Consider the following 24,431-nt stretch of genomic DNA (forward strand, 5'->3'; position numbering starts at 1 on the left):
CGGCAGCTCCTACAGTGGATTTATGTGAAGTGATCGATCTCTATGAATCCTTTCAATATCGATCTATCTGCCAGGCTCCTGCTGAATCTGAAACCCTGGCGCAATGCCCCAGCTTGGCACATCGCATTCTCTGGTGGCCTCGACTCCACCGTCCTGCTGCACCTGCTCGCACAGCTCGCCAAAACCGAATCCCTGCCGGCGCTCAGTGCCATCCATGTCCATCACGGCCTTCAGGCTGTGGCCGACGCATGGCCGGATCACTGTCAGTCGGTCTGTGGTGCGTTGGGCGTGCCGCTGCACGTCGTCCGCGTGCAAGTGCAACCCGGCGCCAGCCTCGAGCGAGCCGCCCGCGATGCACGATATGCGGCGTTCAGTGAGGTCACTCAAGCCGATGAAGTGCTGCTGACGGCCCAGCACCGTGACGATCAGGCGGAAACCTTGCTGTTTCGCTTGTTGCGCGGCGCCGGGGTAAGGGGTCTGTCGGGGATGCCGCGCCAGCGTCCTCTGGGAAAAGGGCATCTGTTGCGACCCATGCTCGATGTTACGCGCGCTGAGCTGGAAGCCTATGCATCGGAACACAAGCTGAGCTGGATCGAGGATCCTTCCAATCAAGACCGGCAGTTCTCGCGCAATTACCTGCGTCATCAGGTGTTCCCGGCATTGACTGCGCGGTGGCCACAGGCACTCATGACCATGGCTCGCAGTGCTGCGCATCTCAGTGAGGCGCAGGGATTGCTCGATGATCTTGCGCAAATCGACTTGAGCCAGGCGAACACGCCAAGTGATTTCGATTGGCTGGGTCTGCCGTCGCTCGACCTCGCTCCCTTGGAAAAACTCTCCGCCGCTCGCCAGCGCAATGCGCTCAGCCATTGGCTCGAACCCCTGACCCGACTGCCGGACAGTGACCATTGGTCGGGTTGGGTCGATTTACGCGATGCCACCGGCGATGCCCGGCCGATCTGGCGCCTCGCCGATGGCCAGCTGCACCGGGCGGGTGGGCGTATCTGGTGGTTATCCGGTGCCTGGTTGCGCGCGGTGCCCGCGCCTGGAGCATGGCTTGAACCCGCGCAGCCGCTGGTGTTGCCCGATAACGGCGTACTCACGCTCAGTGGACAAATCCCCGCAGGCATACTGCAGATCCGCTATCGTGAGGGGGGTGAGGTGATGGATCTGCCGGGTCGTGGGCATCGCGATCTCAAGCGCTTGCTCAATGAAACCGCGGTGCCGCAGTTCGTGCGCGGCAGATTGCCGCTGCTGTACAAGGGCGAGCAATTGCTGGCGGTGGCGAACCTGCCGGGGTTGGACGGCAAGGCCCAGGGTGACTGGCATTTACATTGGCAACCACCAGGCGAAGATCAAGGTTTGAGCTGAAAGGGGCTTTCCGGTAGACTACGCTCCCTTCTTGATACAACTTCTGTGGATTCGCCTGAATTGCAGGAGTTGCCGATTACCAAGCAGTCTTTGCTGGGCGATTCCAAAAAATGTGTAGCGAGCAACGAACCGGTGTTTCATTTCCCGGTCTGTCCCAACGCGGCGGTTTTTTTGAAAGGTGCACTGTGATTAATGCAGGTGATCGGGGGCTTCGGCCTTCCTTCGCTTTCCCCGGCGGCTCGGACCGCTTTAACGCAGACTTCTAGGGTTTTTCATGACGCGCTACATATTCGTCACGGGCGGTGTTGTTTCTTCATTGGGGAAAGGCATTGCATCGGCATCATTGGCGGCCATCCTGGAGGCGCGGGGACTTAAGGTCACCATGCTGAAGCTGGACCCGTACATCAACGTCGACCCGGGCACCATGAGCCCGTTCCAGCACGGTGAAGTGTTCGTCACCCACGACGGCGCCGAGACCGACCTGGACCTGGGCCACTACGAGCGGTTCATCCGCACGACCATGACCCAGAACAACAACTTCACCACCGGCCGTGTCTACGAACACGTGCTGCGCAAGGAGCGTCGTGGTGACTACCTGGGTGCAACCATCCAGGTGATCCCGCACATCACCGACGAAATCAAGCGCCGCATCATCAAGGGCGCCGGCGATGCCGACGTGGCGATGGTCGAGATCGGTGGCACCGTGGGTGACATCGAGTCGCAACCGTTCCTCGAAGCCATCCGCCAGTTGCGTTTCGAAGTCGGCGCCAAGCGCGCGATGCTGATGCACCTGACGCTGGTGCCGTACATCGCCACTGCCGGCGAAACCAAAACCAAGCCAACCCAGCACTCGGTCAAGGAGCTGCGCTCCATCGGCCTGCAACCAGACGTGCTGGTGTGCCGCTCCGATCACCCGATCGATGTTTCTTCGCGTCGCAAGATCGCGCAGTTCACCAACGTTGAAGAACGTGCGGTGATCGCGCTGGAAGACGCCGACACCATCTACAAGATCCCGGGCATCCTGCACTCCCAGGGCCTGGACGATTTCGTCGTCGAACGTTTCGGCCTGCAATGCGGCGGTGCCGACCTGTCCGAATGGGAAGCCGTGGTCGACGCCAAGCTCAACCCTGAGCACGAAGTCACCATCGCCATGGTCGGCAAGTACATGGAGCTGCTGGATGCGTACAAATCGCTGATCGAAGCGATGAGCCACGCCGGTATCAGCAACCGCACCAAGGTCAACCTGCGCTACATCGATTCCGAAGACATCGAGAACCAGGGCACCGCTCTGCTCGAAGGCGTCGACGCGATCCTGGTGCCTGGCGGCTTCGGCCTGCGTGGCGTGGAAGGCAAGATCACTGCCGTCCAGTACGCTCGCGAAAACAAGGTTCCATACCTGGGCATCTGCCTGGGCATGCAGGTGGCCGTGATCGAGTTCGCTCGTAACGTGTTGGGCTGGAAAGACGCCAACTCCACCGAGTTCGATCGTGCCAGCGGTCACCCGGTCGTGGGCCTGATCACCGAGTGGGAAGATGCCACCGGCGCCGTCGAAACCCGTACCGAAGCCTCGGACCTGGGCGGCACCATGCGCCTCGGCGCGCAGGATTGCCTGCTGGAGCCGGGTTCCCTGGTCCATGACTGCTACGGCAAGGACGTGATCGTCGAGCGTCACCGTCATCGCTACGAAGTGAACAACAACCTGCTGCCGCAGATCATCGAAGCCGGCCTGAAAATCTCCGGCCGTTCCGGCGATGGCGCTCTGGTTGAAGTGGTTGAAGCCCCGGATCATCCATGGTTCGTCGCCTGCCAGTTCCACCCTGAGTTCACCTCGACGCCTCGCGACGGCCACCCGTTGTTCAGCGGTTTCGTTAAAGCAGCTTTGGCTCAACACCAGAAGAAGGCTTGAACCCCATGGCGCAGAAGATCATCCGCGTAGGCGATATCGAGATTGCCAACGACAAGCCAATGGTTTTGTTCGGTGGCATGAACGTGCTGGAAAGCCGCGACATGGCGATGCAGGTCTGTGAAGAGTACGTGAAGGTTACCCAGAAACTGGGTATCCCTTACGTGTTCAAGGCCAGCTTCGACAAGGCTAACCGTTCCTCCGTGACCTCTTACCGTGGTCCCGGCCTGGAAGAGGGCATGCGGATTTTCCAGGACATCAAGCAAGCCTTCGGCGTGCCGATCATCACCGACGTCCACGAGCCGGAGCAGGCCGCGGTCGTCGCTGAAGTCTGTGAGATCATCCAGCTGCCGGCCTTCCTGTCTCGCCAGACCGACCTCGTGGTCGCGATGGCCAAGACCGGCGCGGTGATCAACATCAAGAAAGCCCAGTTCCTCGCACCTCATGAAATGAAACACATCCTGAGTAAGTGCGTGGAAGCGGGTAACGATCAGTTGATCCTCTGCGAGCGTGGTTCGAGCTTCGGCTACAACAACCTGGTCGTCGACATGCTCGGCTTCGGCATCATGAAGCAGTTCGAATACCCGGTGTTCTTCGACGTGACCCACGCGCTGCAAATGCCTGGCGGTCGTTCCGACTCCGCCGGTGGGCGTCGCGCCCAGGTCACCGACCTGGCCAAGGCCGGCATGAGCCAGTCCCTGGCGGGCCTGTTCCTCGAAGCCCACCCGGATCCGGACAACGCCAAGTGCGACGGTCCTTGCGCCTTGCGCCTGGACAAACTGGAGCCATTCCTGGCCCAGCTCAAAGCCCTGGACGAACTGGTGAAGAGTTTTCCGACGGTAGAAACCGCGTAATCCTCAATTCTCCGGTAAAGTACCGCACGATTTAATGCTCAGGCCCTCGGGCCTGATCCTTATCGTCCGCAAGCCTGCCCGCTGCAACTCACTTGCCGACGGTAAAAGATTTCCTCTAGCTGCGTCGTTTTCGTCAACTTTGGAGTGTTTACAACAATGGCTAAAATCGTCGACATCAAAGGTCGTGAAGTTCTCGACTCCCGTGGCAATCCCACCGTGGAAGCGGATGTGCTTCTCGATAACGGCATCATCGGCAGCGCTTGCGCGCCGTCCGGTGCTTCCACTGGCTCGCGTGAAGCGCTCGAGCTGCGTGATGGCGACAAGAGCCGTTACCTGGGCAAGGGTGTACTCAAGGCCGTGGCCAACATCAACGGTCCGATCAAAGACCTGTTGAAAGGCATGGACCCAAGCGACCAGAAAGCCCTCGACCTGGCGATGATCAAGCTCGACGGTACTGAAAACAAAGGTTCCCTGGGCGCCAACGCGATCCTCGCCGTTTCCCTGGCCGCGGCCAAGGCAGCAGCACAGGACCAGGACCTGCCGCTGTACGCGCACATCGCCAACCTGAACGGCACCCCGGGTGTTTACTCGATGCCGGTTCCGATGATGAACATCATCAACGGTGGCGAGCACGCCGATAACAACGTCGACATCCAGGAATTCATGGTGCAGCCGGTTGGCGCCAAGTCTTTCTCGGAAGGCCTGCGCATGGGCACCGAGATTTTCCATCACCTCAAGGCTGTTCTGAAGGCCCGTGGCCTGAGCACTGCAGTGGGCGACGAAGGTGGTTTCGCACCTAACCTGGCTTCCAACGAAGACGCTTTGAAAGTGATCTCCGAAGCTGTGGCCAACGCCGGTTACACCTTGGGCACCGACGTGACCCTGGCCCTGGACTGTGCAGCCAGCGAATTCTACGAAGACGGCAAGTACAACCTGTCCGGCGAAGGCCAGGTGTTCACCGCTGAAGGTTTCGCCGACTACCTGAAAGGCCTGACCGAGCGTTACCCGATCATCTCCATCGAAGATGGCCTGGACGAGTCCGACTGGGCTGGCTGGAAAATCCTCACCGACAAGATCGGCGAGAAGACCCAGCTGGTAGGCGATGACCTGTTCGTAACCAACACCAAGATCCTGAAAGAAGGCATCGACAAGAAGATCGCCAACTCGATCCTGATCAAGTTCAACCAGATCGGCACCCTGACCGAAACCCTGGAAGCCATCCAGATGGCCAAGGCCGCCGGTTACACCGCCGTGATCTCGCACCGTTCGGGCGAAACCGAAGATTCGACCATTGCCGACCTGGCCGTGGGCACTTCGGCTGGCCAGATCAAGACCGGCTCCCTGTGCCGTTCCGACCGCGTTTCCAAGTACAACCAACTGCTGCGTATCGAAGAGCAGTTGAACGGTAAAGCCAAGTACAACGGCCGCAGCGAATTCCGCGGTTGATAGAGTGCCGTGCCTCGCCAATACTGCTCATTTTTGACGGTGCCTGTTGTCGTCATACTGCGTTGCCGCTCCTCGCCATAGCCAGCTATGACTCGTCGCGGCGCCTTGTCTGACAACAACAGTCACTCGTCAAAAAGGAGCGTATTGGTGAGGCACGGCACTGGCTGGTAAAAAAGACACCGGATTGTGTCGGAAAAATCGCAACAGCGACGCTTTTGCCACTAATCTGATGCCTTGAAAGCACAAGCCTGGTTCTTCCAGGCTTCGTGCTATCAGTAGCTTCACGTTTTGGTATGGCTGTCTTTTTTCACTGGATACCTGATATTCGATGCGCAGTCCCAATTGGTTGTTTCTCGTCTTGCTCCTGTTGCTGGCTGGCCTGCAATACCGCCTGTGGGTGGGTAATGGCAGTCTGGCGCAAGTGGCTGAGCTGACGCAGCAGATTGCGGATCAGCAGGCCGAGAACCAGACATTGCTGGAACGTAATCGCGTGATGGACGCGGAAGTCAGTGAGTTGAAAAAGGGCATGGAGACCGTTGAAGAGCGGGCTCGCCATGAGTTGGGCATGGTCAAGGACGGTGAAACCCTTTACCAGTTGGCGCAATGAACCTGTCTCTGCCGGCCTTCTGGGCCGTGATTCCTGCCGCGGGCGTCGGTGCCCGTATGGCCGCGGACCGTCCCAAGCAATACTTGCAACTGGGCGGGCGCACTATTCTCGAACACAGCCTTGGCTGTTTTCTCGATCATCCTTGCCTGAAAGGCCTGGTGGTCAGTCTTGCTGTTGATGATCCTTATTGGTCGAGCCTGACGCTTGCCGGCGATCCGCGTATAACACGGGTCGAGGGTGGCGCCGAGCGTTCCGGATCGGTGCTCAACGCATTGCTGCATTTGCATGCCCAAGGTGCCGATGATGAGGATTGGGTGTTGGTTCACGATGCCGCACGGCCAAACCTGAGTCGGAACGATCTGGACAAGCTGCTGGCAGAGTTGGCGGATGATCCTGTCGGTGGACTGCTGGCGGTTCCGGCGCGGGATACGCTCAAACGGGTCGACAAGCACGGTCGTGTGGTCGAAACCGTGGATCGCAGTGTGATCTGGCAGGCCTACACGCCGCAGATGTTTCGCCTCGGTGCGTTGCATCGGGCATTGGCGGACAGCCTGGTGGCTGATGCCGTGATTACCGATGAGGCTTCCGCCATGGAGTGGGCCGGGCTGGCTCCTCGCTTGATTGAAGGACGGTCGGACAACCTCAAGGTTACTCGCCCTGAAGACCTCGAGTGGTTGAGACAACGTTGGGCCAACCGCCGCTAAAAGATCGCAGCCTGCGGCAGCTCCTACAGTAGACCGCATTCAATGTAGGAGCTGCCGCAGGCTGCGATCTTTTGATCTTAGGTTCGATACTCCGGCCTCTCGGCCAACCCCTCCTTCAAATAATCCACCAGCTTGCGCACCTTCGGCGACAAATGCCGCTGCTGCGGATACAGCGCCCAAACAGCTGTATTCGGCGGTTGATGGGCTTCGAGCAACGAAATCAACGCGCCGCTTTTCAGGTGCTCCAGCACGTAATAGTCCGGCAGCTGACACAACCCCACACCCTGTAGCGCCGCGTCCAACACCGCTTGTCCACTGTTGCACCGCCAGTTTCCCTGGACCCGCTGGGAAAATTCCCGCCCGTTCTGTTCCAGTTGCCAGAGGTCCGAACTGCCAACAAGACAATTGTGCCGGCTCAGTTCCGACAAGCTGTGAGGTCGACCATAGCGTTCCAGGTAGGACGGAGAGGCACAGAGGAACATGCGCCGAGGAGCGAGGCGCGTGGCGACCAGTCGTGAGTCCTGCAAGCGCCCCAGGCGGATCGCCAGGTCCAGGCCTTCATGCACCAGGTCGAGTTGTCGATTGCTCAGTTCGATGTCGATTCGAAGTTGTGGATAAAGCCCCATGAAGCGAGTCACCAGGGGTACTATGAAACGTTCGCCGTACGCCACGGCACAGGTCATGCGCAGCATGCCCTTGGGTTCGCTGGTCAAGTCGCCGACCGCCCGCAGGGCCTCTTCGCGGCCATCCTGCAAGCGCTGGCAATGTTGCAGGAAGGTTTGCCCGGCCTCGGTCAGCGTGACCCGGCGAGTACTGCGATAGAGCAGGCGGGTTTGCAGGCGCTCTTCCAGGCGTACGATTTGTCTACTGATATGCGAGGACGAAACTCCAAGGCGTTCAGCGGCAGCGGTGAACTGGCTGCACTCGGCGACGGCAACGAATTCGTCGATCCCTTCCCAGCGATTTTCAGACATGGAGGATTATCCCTGTACAGCAATAATATTTTGCATTTGCCTCGATTATTCATCGTTGAGGCATGTATTACACTCCCTGTCTCGTTTTTATTCACTGGAGAATCACCATGATCAAGTCGCGCGCCGCCGTTGCCTTCGAGGCCAAGAAACCTCTGGAGATCGTTGAAGTCGATGTCGCCATGCCCAAGGCCGGTGAAGTATTGCTGCGCGTGGTGGCTTCCGGTGTCTGCCATACCGATGCCTACACCCTCTCGGGCGCTGACCCGGAAGGCATTTTCCCGTCCATCCTCGGTCACGAAGGCGGGGCTATCGTCGAAGCGATCGGCGAAGGCGTGACCTCGGTGGCGGTTGGCGATCATGTGATCCCGCTGTACACCCCGGAATGCCGTCAGTGCAAATTCTGCCTGTCGGGCAAAACCAACCTCTGCCAGGCGATTCGCGCAACCCAGGGCAAAGGCCTGATGCCGGACGGCACAACTCGTTTTTCCTACAAGGGCCAGCCGATTTTCCACTACATGGGGACTTCGACTTTCTCCGAGTACACCGTGCTGCCGGAAATTTCCGTGGCCAAGATCGCCAAGGAAGCGCCGCTGGAAAAAGTCTGCCTGTTGGGTTGTGGTGTCACCACCGGCATCGGCGCCGTGTTGAACACGGCCAAGGTGAAACCGGGTGATACCGTGGCCATTTTCGGCCTCGGCGGTATTGGTCTGTCGGCCATCATCGGCGCAGTTAAAGCCAAGGCGGCACGGATCATCGCCATCGACATCAACCCGGCCAAATTCGAGATCGCCAAGCAGCTGGGTGCAACCGATTGTGTAAACCCGAAAGACTTCGACCGTCCGATCCAGGAAGTCATAGTCGACATGACCGACGGCGGCGTCGACTTTTCCTTTGAGTGCATCGGCAATGTGCAACTGATGCGTGCTGCCCTCGAGTGCTGCCACAAGGGTTGGGGCGAGTCGGTAATCATCGGTGTAGCCGGTGCTGGCCAGGAAATTTCCACCCGTCCGTTCCAACTGGTCACCGGTCGCGTCTGGCGCGGTTCGGCGTTCGGCGGCGTGCGCGGCCGTACTGAATTGCCGAGCTACGTGGAAATGGCCGAGACCGGTGAGATCCCGCTGGATACCTTCATCACCCACACCATGGGCCTGGAAGATATCAACAAGGCGTTTGACCTGATGCATGAAGGCAAGAGCATCCGTTCCGTCATTCATTTCTGAGGTCAGTCATGAGCCTGGAAAATATCTCCTGCCAGAAAAGCTTCGGTGGTTGGCACAAGCGTTATCGCCATCGCTCGGAAACGCTCGGTTGCGACATGGTGTTTGCCGTGTACCTGCCGCCGCAAGCCGAGCAGGGCGGCAAGTTGCCAGTGCTGTACTGGTTGTCCGGCCTGACCTGCACCGACGAGAACTTCATGCAAAAGGCCGGCGCCATGCGCATGGCCGCCGAATTGGGACTGATCATCGTCGCACCGGACACCAGCCCTCGCGGTCCCGACGTGCCGGGCGATCCGGACGGTGCCTGGGACTTTGGCCTCGGCGCCGGGTTTTATCTGAACGCCACCCAGGAACCCTGGTCGCGCCACTATCGCATGCATGACTATGTCGTGCAGGAACTGCCGGCATTGGTCGAAGCGCATTTCCCGGCGTCAGACAAGCGCGGCATCAGCGGTCACTCCATGGGTGGCCACGGTGCGCTGGTTTGTGCCTTGCGCAATCCGGGGCGTTATCTGTCGGTATCGGCATTCTCGCCGATCAACAATCCGATGGATTGCCCGTGGGGGCAGAAAGCCTTTTCCCGCTATCTGGGAGAAGACCGTTCAAAATGGCGTGAATGGGATGCCTGTGCATTAATCGCCGAGGCCGATGAAAAGCTGCCGCTGTTGGTTGACCAAGGCGATCGCGACGATTTCCTCGCCAATCAGTTGAAGCCTGAAGCCTTGCAACAGGCGGCCAAACTGGCCGGTCACCCGCTGACGTTGCGCCTGCAACCGGGCTATGACCACAGCTATTTCTTCATCGCCAGTTTCATCGATGAACACTTGCGGCATCACGCGCATGCTCTAGGTGCCTAATGCAGGTAGAATCACGCCCTGACAAAATTCGGGGCGTTTTTTTATGCGTATTGGCCACGGCTATGATGTGCACCGTTTCGCTGAAGGCGATTTCATCACTCTGGGCGGCGTGCGCATTGCACACGGCTTCGGGCTGCTCGCTCACTCCGACGGTGACGTCCTGCTGCACGCCTTGAGCGATGCCTTGCTCGGCGCGGCTGCGCTGGGTGACATCGGCAAGCATTTCCCGGACACCGACCCGCAATTCAAGGGCGCCGACAGCCGAGCGCTGTTGCGTCATGTCGTCGCATTGATCCACGCCAAAGGCTGGAAGGTCGGTAACGTCGATAACACCATCGTTGCCCAGGCGCCAAAAATGGCCCCACATATCGAATCGATGCGCGCGCTGATTGCCGCGGATCTCCAAGTTGAGTTGGATCAAGTGAACGTGAAAGCTACCACCACCGAGAAGCTCGGCTTCGTCGGTCGCGAAGAGGGCATTGCCGTGCATTCCGTTGCCTTGTTGCTGCGCGCATGAACGAACTGCAATTGCTCGGCCCGCGGGCCTATGGGGAACCGCTCGGCAGCGCCGTACTGAAAGCCATCGCGGAAGATTTCCAGGTCGATGAAGTCCTTGATATTCCCTTGAGCGGTGATGGCGAACACCTGTGGATCTGGGTGGAAAAACGCGGCCTGAATACTGAAGAGGCGGCACGTCGAATCGCCAAGGCCGCCGGGGTGTCATTGCGCACCGTCAGCTACGCCGGACTCAAGGATCGCCAGGCGCTGACACGCCAGTGGTTCAGCGTACAACTGCCGGGCAAAGCCGATCCGGATCTGTCCGCGGCAGAAAACGACACGCTTAGAATCCTCAAGACCAGCCGGCATAAACGCAAGCTGCAACGCGGTGCCCACTCGGCCAACGGCTTCACCTTGCGCCTGACACAGTTCGCTGGTGACAAGGCTGCCATCGAAGCGCGGCTGCAGCTGATTGCCAAGCAAGGCATCCCCAATTATTTCGGTGCCCAGCGCTTTGGGCATGACGGCGGCAACGTGGTCGACGCCCGCGCCTGGGCTGCGCGCAAGGCCTTGCCGGAGCAGCGCAACGTGCGTTCGCGCCTGCTTTCCACAGCTCGCAGTTTTCTGTTCAACCAGGTGTTGGCGGCGCGTGTCGCCGACGGTACCTGGCAGCAAGCGCAGGTCGGCGATCTGTTGGCATTCACCGACAGCCGCAGCTTCTTTGCGGCCGGCGAAGCTGAATGCAGTGACCCGCGACTGGCGATTCTCGATCTGCACCCGACCGGTCCACAGTGGGGCGAAGGTGACTCGCCGGCCATGGGCGCTGTCCATGAACTGGAGCAGGCGATAGCCGCGCGCGAAGTGGAACTTCGCGATTGGTTGGTCAACGCCGGAATGAGCCATGAACGTCGCATCCTGCGGCTGCCCATTGCCGGGTTGACGTGGCATTATCCCTCGCCTGACATTCTGCAACTGGAATTCGTCCTGCCGGCCGGATGCTTCGCCACCGTATTGGTGCGCGAGCTTGTCGATCTGGTGCCGGTGGGGCAGACGGACAGCCCATGCGTATTCTGATTTCTAACGACGACGGGGTAACCGCACCCGGACTCGCCGCGCTTTATGCTGCGCTGGCGGATTACACCGAGTGCGTGGTGGTTGCCCCGGACCAGGACAAAAGCGGCGCGAGCAGTTCGCTCACGCTGGACCGTCCGTTACATCCACACACGCTTGCCAACGGCTTTATCAGCGTCAATGGCACGCCGACCGATTGTGTGCACCTGGGCCTCAACGGCTTGTTGGAGCGTGAAGCGGACATGGTGGTGTCCGGCATCAACCTGGGCGCCAACCTGGGGGACGACGTGCTCTACTCGGGTACGGTTGCGGCGGCGCTCGAAGGTCGATTCCTGACGCGGCCTGCGTTTGCCTTTTCGCTGGTCTCGCGACAGGTCGACAACCTGGCCACGGCGGCCCACTTTGCGCGCAAACTGGTCGAGGCCCATGCGGATCTCGAGCTGCCACCGCGTACGGTACTGAACGTGAACATTCCCAATTTGCCGCTGGAGCACATCCGCGGTATCCAGTTGACCCGCCTCGGGCATCGTGCCCGCGCGGCAGCGCCGATGAAGGTGGTCGACCCGCGAGGCAAGTCCGGGTACTGGATTGCTGCGGCGGGGGACGCTGAGGATGGCGGCCCCGGCACCGATTTCCATGCCGTGATGCAAGGCTATGTTTCCATCACCCCTTTGCAGCTTGATCGCACCTTCAATGATGCCTTCAGGAGCCTCGACGGATGGTTGGAGGGCCTGCGACCATGACGCGTGGACAAGACGACATGATGCGTCGCGGCATCGGCATGACCTCGCAACGGACCCGTGAGCGCCTGATCCAGCGCCTGTATGAGGAGGGGATTTGCAACGCCAAGGTGTTGGAAGTCATTCGGCGTACTCCGCGTCATCTGTTCGTCGACGAGGCATTGGCGCACCGAGCCTACGAAGACACGGCGCTACCCATCGGCCATAACCAGACCATCTCCCAGCCCTACATGGTGGCTCGCATGAGCGAGTTACTGCTCGAAGCCGGGCCATTGGACAAGGTCATGGAAATTGGTACGGGGTCGGGGTATCAGACGGCGGTGCTGTCGCAACTGGTCGAACGGGTCTTTTCCGTGGAACGTATCAAGGTGCTGCAAGACCGGGCCAAGGAACGCCTGGTCGAGCTGAACTTGCGTAACGTGGTATTTCGCTGGGGCGATGGCTGGGAGGGCTGGCCAGCACTGGCGCCCTACAACGGCATTATCGTTACGGCGGTGGCAACAGACGTTCCTCAGGCGCTGCTCGATCAACTGGCCCCGGGTGGGCGCCTGGTGATCCCGGTGGGCTCCGGTGAGGTGCAACAATTGATGCTGATCATCCGGGAAGAACATGGCTTTTCCAGGCGTGTCCTGGGGTCGGTGCGCTTCGTCCCGTTACTCAATGGTCCACTGGCCTGAGCATTTATTTAAACGCGCTGAATTCTCTTCGATTGCCTCTGTCTTACAGCGGGGTCGATTGGTTAAACGGGTTGTTTCGGCGGACAGCAAACGTGTGCGCCAAGCGAGTTCGCTTCATTAAGGGTAAAGCCGGCACGGCCCGTTATACTTGCGACACTTCGTGCCGGAACACGGCAAATTACATTTTCAGCCACCACAAAGGGAGCGGCGGGTGAGTCTCACAGTCATAGCGCAGCGTATGGGTACAACGAGCTTTCAGCGCCTGGTGACTGGCCTTGTCATGAGCACCCTGCTGGTCGGTTGCTCCAGTAACAAATCCAGCGACGTACGCGTTGTCGACCGCAACAATGCCGCCGCCCAGCGTCCGGCCGTGACCACCGGGCAATACGTCGTTCGCCCCAAGGACACGCTGTTTTCCATCGCCTTTCGCTACGGCTGGGATTACAAGGCACTGGCGGCGCGCAATAACATAGCGCCGCCGTACACCATCCATCCGGGTCAGACGATTCGCTTCGATGGACGCAGCGGTTCAACGCCGACAACGGTGGTCAGCTCCTCCAGTTCTTCGCCTTCATCGTCAAGTAAGACCACGGTCATCCGTCGCTCTGCAGACGGTACGACCACGACGACACCGGTGGTTGTACCGTCCGTCGCGAACAAGCCGGCACCCACTCCACTGCCTCCACCGGGTCCAGCCCCGACCGGCTGGGGGTGGCCATCTAATGGCATTTTAATCGGCAAATTCTCCTCAAACGGTAGTTTGAATAAAGGAATTGATATCGCAGGGGATTTGGGACAGCCTGTTTTAGCTGCGTCTGATGGGACGGTGGTATACGCCGGGAGTGGCTTAAGGGGCTACGGCGAATTAGTCATCATCAAGCACAGTGAAACCTACGTCAGTGCCTACGGACATAACCGCAGGCTGTTGGTTCGGGAGGGGCAGCAGGTCAAGGTCGGACAGACAATTGCCGAAATGGGGTCAACGGGTACAGACCGGGTGAAACTGCATTTTGAGATTCGCCGCCAAGGTAAACCTGTAGATCCGCTGCAATTCCTGCCGCGTCGTTGATCGCTTTCCAGCCTGTTCCGTCACGTAGAGGGGACAGGCTCCAGCGTTGCCAGGGATAAAGGCGCCGCTTGAGCTTGAGGTCGAACTCACCAAAGGACTATAACAATGGCTCTCAGTAAAGAAGTGCCGGAGTTTGACATCGACGATGAGGTTCTCCTGATGGAGGCCGACGTCGGCACGGATTCGATGTCGAATGATGAAGGGGCGGCTCCACCTTCCGTTCGTGCCAAATCCAAACACTCCGCGACATTGAAGCAACACAAGTACATCGATTACACGCGGGCACTCGATGCCACGCAGCTGTACCTCAATGAAATCGGCTTTTCCCCTCTACTGTCCCCCGAAGAAGAAGTGCATTTTGCGCGCCTGTCGCAAAGTGGTGATCCGGCCGGGCGCAAACGCATGATCGAAAGTAACCTGCGCCTGGTGGTGAAAATCGCCCGACGTTACGTCAATCGGGGCCTTTCGCTGCTCGATCTGATCGAAGAGGGCAACCTCGGATTGATCAGGGCGGTGGAGAAATTCGACCCTGAGCGCGGCTTCCGCTTCTCAACCTACGCAACCTGGTGGATTCGTCAGACCATCGAGCGCGCAATCATGAATCAGACCCGGACCATCCGGTTGCCGATCCATGTGGTCAAGGAGCTCAACGTGTACCTGCGGGCCGCACGGGAGTTGACGCAAAAACTCGATCATGAACCCTCACCCGAGGAGATCGCCAACCTGCTGGAAAAACCGGTAGCGGAGGTCAAGCGCATGCTGGGCCTCAACGAGCGGGTTTCTTCGGTCGACGTCTCGCTGGGTCCGGATTCGGATAAGACCCTGCTGGACACCCTTACCGACGATCGCCCAACCGATCCATGCGAGCTACTGCAGGATGACGACCTGTCTCAAAGCATCGACCAATGGCTCTCGGAGTTGACCGACAAGCAGCGCGAGGTGGTTGTACGCCGCTTCGGCCTGCGCGGTCACGAGAGCAGCACCCTTGAAGATGTGGGCCTGGAAATTGGCCTGACCAGGGAGCGGGTTAGACAGATTCAGGTAGAAGGCCTGAAGCGTCTGCGGGAGATCCTGGAGAAAAACGGGCTATCGAGCGAGTCGCTATTTCAATAAGCCATTCGTTTGCTGGATAACAAGAAGCCCCGACTGGTTCGGGGCTTTTTGTTATCTGCAATTCTGGTTTTGATCTCGGGGACGCCAGCGCGGCTTTGTAGCTTCAGGGTGTAAGTCTTCGCTTACTCTTTGCGTAAGTGTTCACTATTTTTACAGGTTGGCAGTAGACCATATTTTTCGCAGGTCTTTTTTATCCGACTGATAAACAAGCAGATTTTCTAACATGAACGGGATGTGACAAGCCATCAGGGCCTGATCGGACGATTGCTCTTGGCGGTAAAAACTCTAGTATCGGTGTTGTGTCAACGGATAGACACGCCCTTCAAGGATGAGGGGAAAGGACATCGCAGGAAGCGATTCATCAGGATGATGAAAAGGAACACAGGGAATAGGGAAAAAATGTGGGCGGGTCATACCGCCCCTTTTTTTGCCTGCACCTGTAGGAGCTGCCGAAGGCTGCGATCTTTTGATCTTAAAAAAAGGCCCTTGTGGGGCCTTTTTCAGGAACGTGGGGATAATCAGCGTTCGAGGTATTCGATCTTGCCTGGCTTGCCATCCCACTCAGCGGCATCGGGCAACGGATCCTTGCGTTCGGTAACGTTCGGCCAGACCTCGGCTAATTCGAGGTTCAGCGCGATAAAGTTTTCCATGCCGGCAGGGACTTCATCTTCGGAGAAGATGGCCACTGCAGGGCATTCAGGTTCGCACAGTGCGCAGTCGATGCACTCATCCGGGTGAATCACCAGGAAATTCGGGCCTTCGTAAAAGCAGTCCACCGGACAGACTTCTACGCAGTCGGTGTACTTGCACTTGATGCAGTTGTCGGTGACGACGAAGGTCATTTCTAATTTTCTCCTCAGGCGCGGCTTGCAGCGCCCCTTCACGTAGGGGTCGCAAGGTTTGGGAGCGATAGTCTGCAAGCCAGGCTAATAGCCCGCAGCATCCCAAACCGCGCGAGATTCTAACAGCTTGCAAGCCTGTGCGTTAGACCCGTGTCTTTAGTGTATAGAGCATTTCGAGTGCGCGACGTGGCGTCATGTTGTCCAGATCAAGTTTGACCAGTTCATCCAGCACCGGATGCGGCAAGCTCGCGAACATGTCGCTCTGCTGCGGCGTGGCCGGTTTGCCTTTGGCTGGCGCAGGCGCCTCATGGGGCAGGGCGGTGTCTTCCAGCCGGCTCAAGTGCTCACGGGCGCGTACGATCACTTCGTTCGGAACACCAGCCAACTGCGCGACTGCCAGGCCATAGCTCTGGCTGGCCGGCCCTGGCAGTACATGGTGCAGGAACACGATGCGTTCGTTGTGCTCGGTGGCATTGAGGTGCACGTTGGCCACCAATGGCTGGGCTTCCGGCAGTACCGTCAGCTCAAAGTAGTGGGTGGCGAACAACGTGTAGGCCCGCAGGTGTGCCAGGCGTTCCGCCGCCGCCCACGCCAGGGACAGGCCGTCGAAGGTGCTGGTGCCGCGCCCGACTTCGTCCATCAGCACCAGGCTGCGTTCGGTGGCGTTGTGCAGGATGTTGGCGGTTTCGCTCATCTCGACCATGAAGGTCGAGCGCCCGCCGGCCAGGTCATCGCTGGAGCCGATTCGGGTGAAGATGCGGTCGACCAGGGACAATTCACAACTGGCCGCCGGCACGAAGCTGCCGATGTGTGCCAGGAGTACAATCAAGGCGGTCTGGCGCATGTAGGTGGACTTACCGCCCATGTTCGGACCGGTGATCACCAGCATGCGGGTGTTGTCGTCGAGACTCAGGTCGTTGGCCACGAAAGGCGTGGTCAATACTTGTTCAACCACAGGGTGACGACCCTGGGTGATCCGCATGCACGGCTCGCTGACAAAACGCGGGCAGTTCAGGTCGAGGTTCAGCGCCCGTTCGGCCAGGTTACTCAGTACGTCGAGCTCGGCCAGCGCTGCAGCAGTGTCCTGCAAGGGTGGCAGTTGGGCGATCAGGTCTTCGAGCAGCGCTTCGTACAGCATCTTCTCACGTGCCAGGGCACGGCTCTTGGCAGAAAGAGCCTTGTCTTCGAAGGCCTTCAGTTCCGGCGTAATGAAGCGCTCGGCGCCTTTGAGGGTCTGGCGGCGAATGTAGTCGGCGGGTGCGGATTCAGCCTGCTTGCTCGGCAGTTCGATGAAGTAGCCGTGGATGCGGTTGTAGCCGACTTTCAGGTGAGACAGGCCGGTGCGGGCTTTTTCGCGGGCTTCGAGGTCGATCAGGAATTGCCCGGCGTTTTCGCTGAGTGATTGCAGTTCATCGAGTTCGCTGTCGTAACCGGTTTTCAACACCCCGCCGTCACGGATCACCGCGGGCGGGTTGTCGATGATGGCTTTTTCCAGCAAGGCCGCCAGCTCCGGGTAGGTGCTGGTAGTGTCTGCCAGTTGGTTGAGGTGCGGCGCTTCAAGTTCGGTCATTGCCGCTTGCAGTTGCGGCAGCGCGCCGAGGGCATCGCGCAGGCGCGCGAGGTCGCGCGGACGGGCATTGCGCAGGCCGATCCGGGCGAGAATGCGCTCGATGTCGCCGATTTCCTTGAGCTGCGGCTGCAGCTTTTCGAAACGGTAGCCGTCCAGCAGGCAGGTGATCGAGGTCTGCCGCGCCAGCAACACGTTCAGGTCACGCAGCGGGCGGTTCAGCCAGCGAGTCAGCAGGCGGCTGCCCATGGCGGTCTGGCAACGATCGACCACCGACTGCAGGGTGTTGTCACGACCGCCGGCCAGGTTGGTGTCCAGTTCCAGGTTGCGGCGACTCGCCCCATCCAGCACCACGGTATCGTCCAGGCGTTCGTGGCGCAGGCTGCGCAAGTGCGGCAGGGCGGTGCGCTGGGTTTCTTTCGCGTAGGCCAGCAGGCAACCGGCGGCGCCGATGGCCAGGGTCAGGTTTTCACAACCGAAACCCTTGAGGTCCTGGGTCGAGAATTGCTGGCAAAGACTCTTGAAGGCCGAATCACGCTCGAAATCCCACGGCGCACGGCGACGAACGCCACGACGTTTCTCGGCAGGCAGATCCTTGGGCCAGTCATCCGGGATCAGCAATTCCACCGGATTGACGCGCTCCAGTTCCGCCAGCAGGTTTTCCCAGCCCTTGATTTCCAGCACGCTGAAGTTGCCACTGGTGATATCCAGCACCGCCAGGCCGAACAGGCGCTCGTCGCCCAGGACGGCGGCGATCAGGTTGTCCCGGCGCTCATCGAGCAGCGCTTCGTCGCTCACCGTGCCCGGGGTGATGATCCGCACTACCTGGCGATCCACCGGGCCTTTGCTGGTGGCCGGGTCGCCGACCTGCTCGCAGATCACCACCGACTCGCCGAGCTTTACCAGTTTCGCCAGATAACCTTCCGCCGCATGGTAAGGAATGCCGCACATCGGAATCGCCTGGCCGGCTGACTGCCCGCGAGCGGTCAGGGTGATGTCGAGGAGCTTGGCGGCCTTCTTCGCGTCTTCATAGAAGATCTCGTAGAAGTCGCCCATGCGATAGAACATAAGCTGGTCAGGGTGCTGGTTCTTTAGCCGCCAGTATTGCTGCATCATCGGCGTGTGCGAGGACAGGTCGGAGAGGGCTTTATTCATCGGATTGCCAGGAAAACTCATTCAAAAGGTGTGGGGCAAAAGCGAGCATGGGCACGGCTTTTCCGCGATGGGCGCAAGGTTACCATGGGCAGTCTGGTTGACGCAGGCATCACGGCCGGGTGACGTCTTCATTGATCAATCATGCATCGTTTATGCAATTAAGCATTTGTCGTGGCAAAAAACTTCGAGCATTATGCGCATTATGCAAAAACGCAATGTTTCGACCGTTTTAAGAGCGCTGCTCGATCAGCACGGTATCTCCCCAACGGAGCTTCACCGTCGCACCGGCGTGCCTCAATCCACACTTTCGCGCATCCTCGGCGGGAAGATTGTCGACCCCTCTGATAAGCACATTTCGAAGATCGCCGAATACTTCGCCGTCAGTACCGATCAATTGCGTGGCCGGGTGCTTATCGCGCAGGCGTTGGGTGCCCGGCGTGAAGCCGCGCACTCGCAACTTACCGACATCAGTCTGTGGGACGACGATACCCCTATTGATGACGACGAGGTCTCGGTACCCTTTCTTCGCGAGGTTGAATTGGCTGCAGGATCAGGAAGATTCGTCATCGAAGAGAGCGAGCGCGCCAGCCTGCGCTTCGGCAAGCGTAGCTTGCGCCATAACGGCGTGCAGTTCGACCAGGCCAAATGCGTGACGGTGCGCGGCAACAGCATGCTGCCGGTGTTGCGCGACGGTGCCACGGTGGGCGTCAACGCCGGCAAGTGTGGGATTGGCGATATTGTCGATGGCGACCTCTATGCCATCAATCATAACGGCCAGTTGCGAGTGAAACAGCTGTATCGGCTGCCGACAGGGATTCGCCTGCGTAGCTTTAACCGCGAAGAGCATCCTGACGAGGACTACACCTTCCTGGAAATGCAGGAGGAGCAGATCCTGATCCTGGGTCATGTGTTCTGGTGGGGCATGTACGCGCGTTGACCTTTGGTTTGCCGCCTCGCAGGAGCCAGGCTTGCCGGCGAACCAGACACCGCGGTTTTTCTACAATACGGCGTTATCGTTGTTCGCCCTTACGAAGCTAAGTATTTTACTCGGCAAATAAATGCATTAATGCATTGACTGTATATGCATACATGCATAATCTTGCGCTTAACCGCTAGCATCACAAGCCAGGCATCCTGGAGGCCCGACATGACAAACGAGCAGCAACTGTTGCTGGACCTGCCTATCTGGCTCGTCGTCGCGCTCGCAGTGGTCAGTGGGGTGTCCGGGGAAATGTGGCGCGCCGACAAGGAGGGCGCCCGTGGCTGGTCATTGCTGAGACGCCTGGCTTTGCGTTCCGGGGCCTGCATGGTGTGCGGCGTCTCGGCGATGATGTTGCTGTACGCCGCCGGGATGTCGATCTGGGCCGCCGGCGCCTTCGGTTGTCTCACCGCGATAGCCGGGGCTGACATGGCCGTAGGATTGTACGGGCGCTGGGTGGCCAGGCGTATCGGTATCGATGATGCACCGCCGCGCGATTCTCGCTCCGACCCATAGTGAATGGCTGGCGCTCTGCGCGCTGCGCTGGCAACACAACACGGTGCAACAATTACCGGCGGGGCTTGCGTGGGAGAGGTGTGTAGTCTGGCGTTCGGGATGCGGCGTTCAATACGCTGCCGGCGTATTTCTCCCGGCGCCATCTTGCGAATTTCATGCATCAATCAAAGGAACGAGCGATGCGCCTCACTGAGCAGCAGTTACTCATGATTTTCCCAGGTGCCCGCACTCGATCGGGCCTGTTCATTCTCGCCCTCAATAACGCCATGGCACGTCGTAACATCAGTACCCCCGGGCGTATCGCCGCCTTCCTGGCGCAAATCGGCCACGAGTCGGGGCAACTGCAATATGTGCGAGAGTTGGGCGGCGAAAAATATCTCGAGAAATACGATACCGGGGACCTGGCCATGCGCCTGGGCAACTCCCCTGAAGCCGACGGCGACGGTCAACGCTATCGGGGGCGTGGGCTGATCCAGATCACCGGTCGCAGTAATTATCTGCAGTGCAGTCGGGCACTTTTTGGTGATGAGCGTTTGTTGCAGCAACCGGAACTGTTGGAGCTGCCACAATGGGCCGCTGAATCCGCGGCCTGGTTCTGGGAGCGAAACGGCCTCAATGAACTGGCCGACGTCGATGAGTTCAACAGTATTACTCGACGTATCAATGGCGGTTTGAACGGGCTGCAGGAACGTTTGCTGCTTTGGAAGCAGGCAAAGACGGTGTTGCTCCCGCCTGCAAGCCTGTGAGATGTGTGTCCGGGCGGCTCGTGCCTGTAACTTGCAAGCACCATTCGCTCGTGTACGTTAAGCCTCATTCCGTTCGATCAGGAGATGACCGTGAAAGAAATCACACAGCTGGCCGCTGAACTCGGCAGGCGCCTGCAGGTTCTCAATGCCCATGTCACCGCCGCCGAATCCTGTACGGGCGGCGGCATCAGCGAGGCGATTACCCGGATACCGGGTAGCTCGGCGTGGTTCGAGGCCGGTTATGTCACCTATTCCAACCGACAGAAGACGCTCCAGCTGAATGTGCCGCCCGAGCTGTTTTCAACGGTAGGGGCGGTCAGTCGGGAAGTGGTCGAGGCCATGGTCCGTGGTGCGCAGGAAAAAAGCCATGCGCGTTTTGCCGTGGCGGTCAGTGGGGTGGCGGGGCCGGACGGTGGTTCACCGAAGAAGCCGGTGGGCACCGTATGGCTGGCCTGGGGCGTCGACGATCAGGTGTTCAGCGAGGTGCAGCACTTTGCCGGTAACCGTGACGAGGTTCGCCGACAAACGGTGAAGGCCGCGCTAGAGGGGCTGCTGCGCCATGCTGCGGGAGAAATCTCAAATCAGGGGTAGGCGATCCGCAAACGCTGTGGAATAATACTGGCTACTTATACAGGTGTTGGCCGTCAGGCCTTATTGATTACGTGAGGACTTTAATGGACGACAACAAGAAGAAAGCCTTGGCTGCGGCCCTGGGTCAGATCGAACGTCAATTCGGCAAGGGTGCCGTAATGCGTATGGGCGATCAGGACCGTCAGGCGATTCCGGCCATCTCCACTGGCTCTCTGGGTCTGGACATCGCTTTGGGCATTGGCGGTCTGCCAAAAGGTCGCATTGTTGAAATCTACGGTCCTGAATCTTCCGGTAAAACCACACTGACATTGTCCGTGATCGCCCAGGCTCAGAAAGCCGGCGCGACCTGCGCATTCGTCGATGCCGAACACGCCCTGGACCCTGAGTACGCCGGCAAGCTGGGCGTCAACGTCGACGACCTGCTGGTGTCCCAGCCTGACACCGGTGAGCAAGCCCTGGAAATCACCGACATGCTGGTGCGTTCCAATGCGGTCGACGTGATCATCGTCGACTCCGTGGCGGCGTTGGTGCCGAAAGCTGAAATCGAAGGCGAAATGGGTGACATGCACGTGGGCCTGCAAGCCCGTCTGATGTCCCAGGCTTTGCGTAAAATCACCGGTAACATCAAGAACGCCAACTGCCTGGTGATCTTCATCAACCAGATCCGCATGAAAATCGGCGTGATGTTCGGTAGCCCGGAAACGACTACCGGTGGTAACGCTCTGAAGTTCTACGCGTCGGTTCGTCTGGATATCCGCCGCACGGGTGCGGTGAAAGAAGGTGATGAAGTCGTCGGTAGCGAGACCCGCGTCAAGGTTGTAAAGAACAAGGTGGCTTCGCCGTTCCGTCAGGCCGAGTTCCAGATTCTTTACGGCAAGGGCATCTACCTCAACGGCGAGATGATCGACCTGGGTGTTCTGCACGGTTTCGTCGAGAAGTCCGGCGCCTGGTATGCCTATAACGGCACCAAGATCGGTCAGGGTAAGGCCAACTCGGCCAAGTACCTGGCGGATAACCCGGATATTGCCGCAACGCTTGAGAAGCAACTGCGCGACAAACTGCTGTCTCCGGCTTCGGTAGCGGATGCCAAGGCTTCTGCGGTCAAAGAGACCGAAGACGATCTGGCTGATGCTGATATCTGATTGATCCGATGACCGCTGTACTCGATACCCTCGTCGCGGTGCGGCGAACCGCAATGGACCTGCTCGCGCGACGCGAGCATGGTCGAGTCGAGCTGACGCGTAAACTGCGTCAGCGCGGGGCTCTCCCCGAAATGATTGAAACAGCACTCGACCGATTGACGGAAGAGGGCTTGTTGTCCGAATCCCGCTACCTTGAAAGCTTCGTGTCCTACCGTGCCCGTAGCGGCTATGGCCCTTTACGCATTCGTGAGGAGTTAAGTCAGCGTGGCCTGCAGCGCAGTGATATCGAGCTCGCCCTGCGCGAGAGCGGCATCGACTGGCAGGAACAATTGCAGGACGCCTGGCGACGCAAGTTTTCCGGGCAATTACCGATAGATGCCCGGGAGCGCGCCAAACAAGGCAGGTTCCTGGCGTATCGGGGATTCTCCATGGAAATGATCAGCCGCTTGTTCAGCGGCCGAGGGATGGACGATTGACTGAAACGGCTCACTATTTCGATAGCGGGCCGTTTTTTTGTCTCACGTAACCTTTAATGGCTCTCGCGTACGCTGCTGTGCCGGTGGCTGGGTTTGGGCCCAGTTTTCCGCCAGGTTGATGTAATCCACCAACTCGCGAAGCCGGCCGTGGTCACGAGCGGTAAAGTTAAAGGCCAGCCGCGCCAGGTGGCTGAACCGTGCTTCGTCCTGCTCCTCGCCGTTATAGGCATGTTGATGAAATTGATCGCTCAGGCACAAGTCTGCGAATGATTCCTGCATGTGTTCGAGTGCCCTGTCACTGAGCTTGTGGTTCATGCGAATCACGAACTGATGTTTGAGCCAGCGGCTGGAGTGGTAATTGCTGTAGAACTGGTTGATCTGCTCCACCGCTTCTTCGGCGCTGTAGACCAGTTTCACCAGCTTCATGTCGGTAGGCAGGATGTAACGATTCTCCTCCAGTTGATGGTGAATGAAGTCCAGTGCGCCCTGCCAGAATTTGCCGCCCGGCGCGTCCAGCAGCACTACGGGCACCAATGGGCTTTTGCCCGTCTGGATCAGCGTCAGTACTTCCAGCGCTTCGTCCAGGGTGCCGAAACCGCCTGGGCACAACACCAGTGCATCCGCTTCCTTGACGAAGAACAGCTTGCGCGTGAAGAAAAAATGGAAGGGCAGCAGGTTGGTAGTGCCCTGGACGGTGGGGTTGGCATGTTGCTCGAAGGGCAGGGTGATGTTGAATCCCAGGCTGTTTTCCAGGCCTGCACCTTCGTGGGCTGCAGCCATGATGCCGCCGCCCGCACCCGTGATGACCATCATGTCGGAGCGAGCCAGGGCGGCGCCGAGTTCGCGAGCGAGACCATATAAGGGATGTTCCACTGGCGTGCGCGCGGAGCCGAAGACTGTGACTTTGCGTCGCCCCTTGAACTGCTCAAGCACTCGGAAAGCGTGCTCCAGTTCGCGCAGGGTTTGCAGGGTTATCTTGGCATTCCAGCGATTGTGGTCTTCCTGCGCCATGCGCAGCACGGTCAGGATCATGTCGCGGTAGATCGGGGTATTCGGGCTGTTGGGTGAAACCAGGTTGAGTTGCTCTTCGACCTTGCTGATGAGGTCGTGGCCGCTTTGTTCAAAATGGCGGCTTAGGAGGTCATTCGGTTGGTAAGGCATTCAACTTCTCCTTCTGGACAGAACCGTCGGCTTCGACCATTGACGCGTCGGCGCCACGACACTTCATGTGTCGCTGTTTGCCCAGGCCCATGCCTGGGCGATTCACTTGACCCTGGTCGGGTCACCATACCGGCTCTGTTTTTCCCTTGGATGAA

General features: G+C 59.1%; 24 protein-coding genes. 20 read left to right on the forward strand and 4 right to left on the reverse strand.

Features of this window, described 5'->3' with window-relative positions:
• Positions 1 to 42 precede the first annotated feature (42 nt).
• The 6 genes from tilS (at position 43) to ispD (ending at position 6,885) form a co-directional block, all read left to right on the forward strand.
• On the forward strand, positions 43 to 1,371 hold the full coding sequence (gene tilS / locus PG5_RS04880; protein ID WP_020795981.1) for a tRNA lysidine(34) synthetase TilS: 1,329 nt from the start codon (positions 43 to 45) through the stop codon (positions 1,369 to 1,371).
• A gap of 274 nt (positions 1,372 to 1,645) precedes the next feature.
• Entirely contained in the window at positions 1,646 to 3,277 is a 1,632-nt protein-coding gene (locus PG5_RS04885; RefSeq protein ID WP_020795983.1) for a CTP synthase, read from the forward strand.
• Positions 3,278 to 3,282: 5 nt separating this feature from the next.
• Positions 3,283 to 4,128, forward strand: a complete 846-nt coding sequence (gene kdsA / locus PG5_RS04890; protein ID WP_020795984.1) for a 3-deoxy-8-phosphooctulonate synthase — start codon at positions 3,283 to 3,285, stop codon at positions 4,126 to 4,128.
• Between the two features lie 156 nt (positions 4,129 to 4,284).
• Positions 4,285 to 5,574, forward strand: a complete 1,290-nt coding sequence (eno, locus tag PG5_RS04895; protein WP_008057334.1) for a phosphopyruvate hydratase — start codon at positions 4,285 to 4,287, stop codon at positions 5,572 to 5,574.
• Between the two features lie 328 nt (positions 5,575 to 5,902).
• Complete coding sequence (gene ftsB, locus PG5_RS04900) at positions 5,903 to 6,181, forward strand: cell division protein FtsB (protein WP_008057335.1); 279 nt, start codon at positions 5,903 to 5,905, stop codon at positions 6,179 to 6,181.
• The gene (gene ispD / locus PG5_RS04905; RefSeq protein WP_020795985.1) at positions 6,178 to 6,885 is read left to right on the forward strand and encodes a 2-C-methyl-D-erythritol 4-phosphate cytidylyltransferase; all 708 of its coding nucleotides are present in this window, start codon (positions 6,178 to 6,180) and stop codon (positions 6,883 to 6,885) included. Before ftsB ends, ispD begins: the two co-directional genes overlap by 4 nt.
• Before the next feature lie 77 nt (positions 6,886 to 6,962).
• Here ispD and PG5_RS04910 read toward each other — a convergent pair whose 3' ends face one another.
• A complete protein-coding gene (locus PG5_RS04910) occupies positions 6,963 to 7,859 on the reverse strand; it encodes a LysR substrate-binding domain-containing protein (protein WP_020795986.1) in 897 nt (298 codons plus the stop codon).
• A gap of 107 nt (positions 7,860 to 7,966) precedes the next feature.
• Here PG5_RS04910 and PG5_RS04915 point away from each other — a divergent pair, with 107 nt between their 5' ends.
• From PG5_RS04915 to rpoS, 8 genes are all read left to right on the forward strand, one after another.
• Positions 7,967 to 9,079, forward strand: coding sequence for an S-(hydroxymethyl)glutathione dehydrogenase/class III alcohol dehydrogenase (locus PG5_RS04915; RefSeq protein ID WP_020795987.1), 1,113 nt, complete (start codon positions 7,967 to 7,969; stop codon positions 9,077 to 9,079).
• 8 nt (positions 9,080 to 9,087) lie between these two features.
• Positions 9,088 to 9,933, forward strand: a complete 846-nt coding sequence (gene fghA / locus PG5_RS04920) for an S-formylglutathione hydrolase (RefSeq protein ID WP_020795988.1) — start codon at positions 9,088 to 9,090, stop codon at positions 9,931 to 9,933.
• A gap of 43 nt (positions 9,934 to 9,976) precedes the next feature.
• On the forward strand, positions 9,977 to 10,450 hold the full coding sequence (ispF, locus tag PG5_RS04925; RefSeq protein WP_020795989.1) for a 2-C-methyl-D-erythritol 2,4-cyclodiphosphate synthase: 474 nt from the start codon (positions 9,977 to 9,979) through the stop codon (positions 10,448 to 10,450).
• Positions 10,447 to 11,505 (forward strand): tRNA pseudouridine(13) synthase TruD, encoded by a 1,059-nt coding sequence (truD, locus tag PG5_RS04930; protein WP_020795990.1) that lies wholly within the window; start codon positions 10,447 to 10,449, stop codon positions 11,503 to 11,505. The genes ispF and truD overlap by 4 nt, the downstream gene beginning before the upstream one ends.
• On the forward strand, positions 11,493 to 12,245 hold the full coding sequence (surE, locus tag PG5_RS04935; protein ID WP_020795991.1) for a 5'/3'-nucleotidase SurE: 753 nt from the start codon (positions 11,493 to 11,495) through the stop codon (positions 12,243 to 12,245). The genes truD and surE overlap by 13 nt, the downstream gene beginning before the upstream one ends.
• A 38-nt stretch (positions 12,246 to 12,283) precedes the next feature.
• Positions 12,284 to 12,919 carry a protein-L-isoaspartate(D-aspartate) O-methyltransferase gene (locus PG5_RS04940; protein ID WP_173667175.1) on the forward strand — a complete coding sequence of 212 codons (636 nt, stop codon included), beginning with the start codon at positions 12,284 to 12,286 and terminating at the stop codon, positions 12,917 to 12,919.
• Positions 12,920 to 13,130: 211 nt separating this feature from the next.
• Positions 13,131 to 13,988, forward strand: coding sequence for a peptidoglycan DD-metalloendopeptidase family protein (locus PG5_RS04945; protein ID WP_033040739.1), 858 nt, complete (start codon positions 13,131 to 13,133; stop codon positions 13,986 to 13,988).
• 105 nt (positions 13,989 to 14,093) lie between these two features.
• Entirely contained in the window at positions 14,094 to 15,101 is a 1,008-nt protein-coding gene (gene rpoS / locus PG5_RS04950; RefSeq protein WP_020795994.1) for an RNA polymerase sigma factor RpoS, read from the forward strand.
• Between the two features lie 518 nt (positions 15,102 to 15,619).
• On the opposite strand, the gene fdxA is transcribed toward rpoS, so the two are convergent.
• Together fdxA and mutS are read right to left on the reverse strand one after the other, a co-directional pair.
• Positions 15,620 to 15,943: a ferredoxin FdxA gene (gene fdxA / locus PG5_RS04955; RefSeq protein ID WP_020795995.1), complete on the reverse strand. Its 324-nt coding sequence runs from the start codon at positions 15,941 to 15,943 to the stop codon at positions 15,620 to 15,622.
• Between the two features lie 142 nt (positions 15,944 to 16,085).
• The gene (gene mutS / locus PG5_RS04960) at positions 16,086 to 18,665 is read right to left on the reverse strand and encodes a DNA mismatch repair protein MutS (protein WP_020795996.1); all 2,580 of its coding nucleotides are present in this window, start codon (positions 18,663 to 18,665) and stop codon (positions 16,086 to 16,088) included.
• A 202-nt stretch (positions 18,666 to 18,867) separates the two neighbouring features.
• Between mutS and PG5_RS04965 the strand changes: the two genes are divergently transcribed.
• The 6 genes from PG5_RS04965 to recX all read left to right on the forward strand — a co-directional run bounded on the left by PG5_RS04965 (position 18,868) and on the right by recX (position 23,115).
• Positions 18,868 to 19,602: an XRE family transcriptional regulator gene (locus tag PG5_RS04965; protein ID WP_033045313.1), complete on the forward strand. Its 735-nt coding sequence runs from the start codon at positions 18,868 to 18,870 to the stop codon at positions 19,600 to 19,602.
• Between the two features lie 210 nt (positions 19,603 to 19,812).
• Complete coding sequence (locus PG5_RS04970; protein WP_020795998.1) at positions 19,813 to 20,160, forward strand: phage holin family protein; 348 nt, start codon at positions 19,813 to 19,815, stop codon at positions 20,158 to 20,160.
• Between the two features lie 179 nt (positions 20,161 to 20,339).
• Positions 20,340 to 20,906: a glycoside hydrolase family 19 protein gene (locus PG5_RS04975; RefSeq protein WP_020795999.1), complete on the forward strand. Its 567-nt coding sequence runs from the start codon at positions 20,340 to 20,342 to the stop codon at positions 20,904 to 20,906.
• Between the two features lie 90 nt (positions 20,907 to 20,996).
• On the forward strand, positions 20,997 to 21,497 hold the full coding sequence (locus tag PG5_RS04980) for a CinA family protein (protein WP_020796000.1): 501 nt from the start codon (positions 20,997 to 20,999) through the stop codon (positions 21,495 to 21,497).
• Positions 21,498 to 21,580: 83 nt separating this feature from the next.
• Positions 21,581 to 22,639 carry a recombinase RecA gene (gene recA, locus PG5_RS04985; protein WP_008060630.1) on the forward strand — a complete coding sequence of 353 codons (1,059 nt, stop codon included), beginning with the start codon at positions 21,581 to 21,583 and terminating at the stop codon, positions 22,637 to 22,639.
• An 8-nt stretch (positions 22,640 to 22,647) separates the two neighbouring features.
• Positions 22,648 to 23,115: a recombination regulator RecX gene (gene recX / locus PG5_RS04990; RefSeq protein WP_020796001.1), complete on the forward strand. Its 468-nt coding sequence runs from the start codon at positions 22,648 to 22,650 to the stop codon at positions 23,113 to 23,115.
• A gap of 42 nt (positions 23,116 to 23,157) precedes the next feature.
• On the opposite strand, the gene PG5_RS04995 is transcribed toward recX, so the two are convergent.
• Positions 23,158 to 24,276, reverse strand: coding sequence for a TIGR00730 family Rossman fold protein (locus tag PG5_RS04995; protein WP_020796002.1), 1,119 nt, complete (start codon positions 24,274 to 24,276; stop codon positions 23,158 to 23,160).
• Positions 24,277 to 24,431 lie beyond the last annotated feature (155 nt).

The organism is Pseudomonas sp. G5(2012) (assembly GCF_000408945.1).
GTDB lineage: Bacteria > Pseudomonadota > Gammaproteobacteria > Pseudomonadales > Pseudomonadaceae > Aquipseudomonas > Aquipseudomonas umsongensis.